This window comes from Devosia sp. (assembly GCF_034675085.1).
Classification (GTDB): Bacteria; Pseudomonadota; Alphaproteobacteria; order Rhizobiales; family Devosiaceae; genus Devosia.
On sequence record NZ_JAUCDN010000254.1, the window covers coordinates 1 to 4,745 of the forward strand.

General features: G+C 65.9%; 7 protein-coding genes and 1 riboswitch. Of the genes, 5 read left to right on the plus strand and 2 right to left on the minus strand.

The window, feature by feature from the left end; genetic code table 11:
- Positions 1 to 592, plus strand: a 592-nt coding sequence (locus VDP82_RS13995; RefSeq protein WP_323015463.1) for a GTP-binding protein, incomplete at its 5' end; no start/stop codon positions are given.
- On the opposite strand, the gene VDP82_RS14000 is transcribed toward VDP82_RS13995, so the two are convergent.
- Complete coding sequence (locus tag VDP82_RS14000; protein ID WP_323015464.1) at positions 585 to 971, minus strand: DMT family protein; 387 nt, start codon at positions 969 to 971, stop codon at positions 585 to 587. The genes VDP82_RS13995 and VDP82_RS14000 overlap by 8 nt on opposite strands.
- A 152-nt stretch (positions 972 to 1,123) precedes the next feature.
- Positions 1,124 to 1,378, minus strand: coding sequence for a DUF2164 domain-containing protein (locus VDP82_RS14005; protein ID WP_323015465.1), 255 nt, complete (start codon positions 1,376 to 1,378; stop codon positions 1,124 to 1,126).
- A gap of 73 nt (positions 1,379 to 1,451) precedes the next feature.
- Positions 1,452 to 1,668: riboswitch (cobalamin riboswitch) on the plus strand.
- A gap of 37 nt (positions 1,669 to 1,705) precedes the next feature.
- Here VDP82_RS14005 and VDP82_RS14010 point away from each other — a divergent pair.
- The 4 genes from VDP82_RS14010 to VDP82_RS14025 all read left to right on the plus strand — a co-directional run.
- Entirely contained in the window at positions 1,706 to 1,888 is a 183-nt protein-coding gene (locus VDP82_RS14010; RefSeq protein WP_323015466.1) for a CbtB domain-containing protein, read from the plus strand.
- A gap of 26 nt (positions 1,889 to 1,914) precedes the next feature.
- Entirely contained in the window at positions 1,915 to 2,646 is a 732-nt protein-coding gene (locus VDP82_RS14015; protein ID WP_323015467.1) for a CbtA family protein, read from the plus strand.
- Positions 2,643 to 3,692 (plus strand): cobalamin biosynthesis protein CobW, encoded by a 1,050-nt coding sequence (gene cobW / locus VDP82_RS14020; RefSeq protein ID WP_323015468.1) that lies wholly within the window; start codon positions 2,643 to 2,645, stop codon positions 3,690 to 3,692. Before VDP82_RS14015 ends, cobW begins: the two co-directional genes overlap by 4 nt.
- 142 nt (positions 3,693 to 3,834) lie before the next feature.
- Positions 3,835 to 4,745: cobaltochelatase subunit CobN (locus VDP82_RS14025; protein WP_323015469.1), on the plus strand; the 911-nt coding region annotated here is incomplete at its 3' end.

The following is a 4,745-nucleotide window of genomic DNA, read 5'->3' on the forward strand; positions in this document are numbered from 1 at the left end:
GCTCAATCCGGTGGCGCGGCTCATCGAGACCGATTTCGGCCAGGTGGACCTCGGCGAAATCCTCGATACCGGCCTGTTCAGCCTTGAGGCCGCCGAGGCCAATCCTCTCTGGTTCAAGGAGCTCAACGGCTTCAAGGACCACGTGCCCGAAACCGAGGAATACGGCATCCGCTCCTTTGTTTACCGCGCCCGCCGTCCCTTCAATCCGCTGCTGCTCGATCACTTCATCAAGTCGTCCTGGCCCGGTGTCATCCGCGCCAAGGGCTTCTTCTGGCTGGCGACGCGCCCTCATCATGTCGGCGAAATCAGCCAGGCCGGCGCCCTGGTGCGCACCCAGCGGCGGGGCTTGTGGTGGGCCTCGGTGCCGCGCCATCGCTGGCCCGACGATCCCGACTGGCAGGCTTCCATGGCCCCCTATATCGACCCGATCTGGGGCGATCGCCGCCAGGAGATCGTCTTCATCGGCACCGATCCCATGGACCAGGCCGCTCTCACCCGCGCGCTCGATGCCTGCCTGGTGCCGGCGCGCAGATTCACGCCCGAAGCCTGGGCCCGGTTGCCCGATCCCTTCCCGGACTGGATGGCTATTTGAATGGCCCCTTGAAGATGAAGAAGGCGCCCAGGGCGATGAGCGCGAAGCCCAGCCCATGGTTCCAGGTGAATTTCTCGCCCAGATAGAACACCGCGAACAGCACGAAGACCGACAGCGAGATCACCTCCTGGATGGTCTTGAGCTCCGCCCCCGAATAGGTGCCGTAGCCGATGCGATTGGCCGGCACCGCCAGCCAGTATTCGAAAAAGGCGATGCCCCAGCTCGCCAGCACCACCACCCACAGCGCCGCGCCGGGAAATTTCAGGTGCCCATACCAGGCGAAGGTCATGAACAGGTTGGACGCGAGCAGCAGCCCGATGGGGGCCAGCGTAGCAAGGTTGAAGCCCAAGGCTTCCTCCGAAAGCAGGAAAACCGGCATGATCCCGGCTGGCCCTTGTATCCGGCGATGAAGCCCGGCGGAAGCAGGATTTTTGTCGAGTGCCGGCGCCGTTCCTCAAGCCCATCCCACCCCGGTGTCATCCCGGCCCCGCGCCGGGATCCATCCTGATAGGGCCGGGGTGCCCATCGAGCTCACCGCGGGTTTTTCGTTACCCGCTCCAGCGAGAAGATCTCGTCGCTCACATCGTCGATTTTCTTGCGGATCAGCGCCTGGGCATCGTGCAGGCCGCGATTGTAGAAATAGGCGCCCATCTTGTCGGCGAAGAACGCCATCAGCATTTCGGCGGGAATGGCGCCGATGGACTGGTCCAGCTCGTCGCGGAAGTAGTCCTGGATTTCGGCCACGATGGCCTTGGTTTCGTCGCGGTCGAATTTGATCGGCTTCATCTGGGTCTCCTTTGTGCCGCACCGATACCGTGAGTCGCACCTGCGAGCATTGACCCGCCCATGGGCGAGGGCGTAATGCTGGCCATGTGACGGTTCCCCCGCGTGCGACGCACAAGGGAGATCAAAAGGGAACACGGTGCGGCGTACCCATCAGGGACCAAAACCGTGGCTGCCCCCGCAACTGTAGGCGGTGGGCGCCCTCTCATGCCACTGGGCCCCATGGGCTCGGGAAGGCGAGGGCGCTGCATTCACCGCGAGCCAGGAGACCTGCCGGCACCGACCAACCGGGCGAAGAGCCCATTTTATTCCGTGCGCGGAGGGTGCCACATGAATATTTCTGCCGTTTCCACCGGTTCGACCTCTCTTTCCCTGTCCCAGCGGCTCATCGCCGGCAGCCTGGCCTTGCTGCTCGGCCTCACCCTTTTGGTGGGCACTGGCTTTGCCGGCGATTATCGCCTGCACAATGGCGCCCATGACACGCGCCATGCCATGGGTTTTCCCTGCCACTGAGCAGGCTTGAGAGAAAGAACGTCGCCATGTTTCGCAATCTGTTTTTTGCTGCGCTGGTCGCAGCCCTTTGTGCTGGCCTGTTGGTCTCCGCCCTCCAGTATTTCCGCGTTACGCCCCTGATCCTGCACGCCGAAACCTTCGAGGGCGAAGGCGGCCACAGCCATGGCGAGGGCGTCGAAGCCCATAGCCATGGCGAAGCCGCGGCCGAAGCCGAAGACGAGGAATGGGCCCCGCAGGACGGCGCCGAGCGCACGCTTTACACCATGCTGGCCAATCTGCTGGCCGCCGCCGGTTTTGCCCTGCTGATCGGCGCGGTGTCCATGTTCGCCAATCTGCCCATCACCGCCGCCAATGGCTGGCTCTGGGGCGCGGCGGGCTTTGCCACCTTCGTTCTGGCTCCGGCCTATGGGCTGGCGCCCGAATTGCCCGGCATGCCGGCGGCCGATCTCCTGGCTCGCCAGATCTGGTGGGTGGGCACGGCCCTGGCCACCGGCGCCGCCATCCTGCTCTTGGCCAAGACCCGCGCCGGCTGGGCCATCGCCGTTGCCGTGGCGCTGGTGGTCATGCCCCACATCATCGGCGCGCCCGTCACCCCCGACGAGCCCAGCGCGGTGCCGGCGCATCTGGCCACCGAATTTGCCGCCATCACCATCGGCACCTCGGCGGTGTTCTGGCTGGTGCTGGGCAGCGTCTTCGGCTGGGTCGGCGACCGGCTGGCCGCCCGATCCGTCCCTCTTGCAAGTGGAGCTGTCGCGTGACCGCCAAAATCCCCACCACCGTCATCACCGGCTTTCTCGGCGCCGGCAAGACCACCCTCGTGCGCCACCTGCTGGCGCACGCCCCCAAGGGCAAGCGCATCGCGCTGATCATCAATGAGTTCGGCGATCTGGGCGTGGACAAGGACATCCTTGCCGGCTGCGGCGACGAGACCTGCCGCGAAGAGGACATGGTCGAGCTGTCCAACGGTTGCATCTGCTGCACCGTGGCCGATGAATTCATCCCCACCATGCAGGCCCTGCTGGCCCGCCCGGAAAAATTCGACCACATCGTCATCGAAACCTCCGGCCTGGCGCTGCCCCAGCCGCTGATCCGCGCCTTCAACTGGCCCGAGATCAAGGCCCAGGTCACCATTGACGGCATCGTCACCGTGGCCGACGCGGCCGCGCTGGCCGAAGGGCGCTTCGCCAGCGACGAGGCCGCCGTCGACGCCCAGCGCCGCTCCGACGAGATGCTCGACCACGAAACCCCGCTGGGTGAACTGTTCGAGGATCAGCTTTCCGTGGCCGACCTTGTCGTCGTCAACAAGGCCGATCTGGTGGACGAGACCACGCTCGATAGGGTCGAAGCCAATCTGCGCGCCGAAATGCGCCCCGGTGTCGGCCTCATCCGCGCCCGCAACGGCCATGTCGATATCGCCGCCTTGCTCGGCATGGGCATGGGCAGCGAGGACGACATCGCCAACCGTCCCAGCCATCACGAGCTGGAACATGGCGGGGAGACCCATGAGCATGACGACTTCGACAGCTTCTCGCTGAAAATCCCCGCCATCGCCGGCAAGGACGAGCTGATCGGCGTCATCGAGGCGACCATCCGCAACCACGATGTGCTGCGTTTGAAGGGCTTCGCCGCCGTCCCCGGCGCCGCCGCGCGCCTCGCCATCCAGGCCGTCGGCCCCCGCGTCACCGCCTATTTCGACCGCCCCTGGAAGGACGGCGAACCCCGCGAAACCGCGCTGGTCGTCATCGGCAAACAACCGCTCGACCGCGCCGCCATCACCCAAAGCCTGGAGAAGGCGGCGGCCTGAGCCGCTATCGAGCCATGATGAACCGCGCAAACCCCCACCCTAACCCTCCCCTCAAGAGCCTGCGCCGGAAGCGCGCGAGCGCGCTGTCCGGTGGGGAGGGGTGGGGGGCAGGCCCATCCCTATATCGGCAGGGTGTTAGCTGATGCACCTCCTCTCCGCCCAGGCCGGCGCCATCCAGCAGGAAGGCGAGGCCATCGACCTCGCCCAGACCCCCGGCGCCTATGTCTTTGCCTCATCGGCCGATAGCGAGCTGGCCATGCTCGCCGCCGCCGCCGACCGGGCCGGCGAGAACGAGCTGCGCCTCGCCAACATATTGCGCCTCTCCAACAATCTGTCCGTCGATCTCTGGCTGGAAAAAACCGTCGCCCACGCCCGGCTGGTCGTGCTGCGCCTCATCGGTGGCATCGCCTATTTCCAGTATGGCGTCGACGAACTCACCGCCCTTTGCGCCAACCGCAAGATCCCCCTCATCCTGCTCCCCGGCGACGCCAATCCCGACCCAATCCTTCGCGATCGATCCAGCGTGCCTCCCGAAGCCTGGTCGCGCCTGCACTCCCTCTTCGTCGCCGGCGGTCCCGAAAACGCCGATACCATCCTGGGTGTCTTCCGCGATCTGACCCCACCTCTCCCTTCGGGGGAGAAGTCGGTTGCGCAGCAACCGGGTGAGGGGGCCTTTACCCCCAAGCCCTTCGCCCGCTTCGGGCTCTGGCACCCCAGGACCGGCATGACCGACGAGGCCGGCTTGAAAGGGTTGCACTCCGCTGCCGCGCCAGCCATCCCCATCCTCTTCTATCGCGCCGCCCTCGAAGGCGCCGGCACCGCCACCATCGAGGCGCTCATCGCCCGGCTGGAAGCGCAGGGCCTCGCCCCGGTGCCGCTGCTGGTCTCCTCGCTCAAGGAGGGCGCCTGCGTCCGTTTCGTGCAGAACGCGCTCGCCGCCTTCCCGCCCGCCGCCATTTTCAATCTCACCGCCTTTGCGCTGGGCGTGGCCGATCTCGATGAGGCCGCCAATCCTTTTTCCGGCTGCGATGCCCCGGTTATCCAGCTCGTCCA

Coding starts and splice junctions, on each gene's coding strand:
- VDP82_RS14000 (WP_323015464.1), bottom strand. CDS start 971: ATGCCGGTTTTCCTGCTTTCGGAGGAAGCCTTGGGCTTCAACCTTGCT.
- VDP82_RS14005 (WP_323015465.1), bottom strand. CDS start 1,378: ATGAAGCCGATCAAATTCGACCGCGACGAAACCAAGGCCATCGTGGCC.
- VDP82_RS14010 (WP_323015466.1), top strand. CDS start 1,706: ATGAATATTTCTGCCGTTTCCACCGGTTCGACCTCTCTTTCCCTGTCC.
- VDP82_RS14015 (WP_323015467.1), top strand. CDS start 1,915: ATGTTTCGCAATCTGTTTTTTGCTGCGCTGGTCGCAGCCCTTTGTGCT.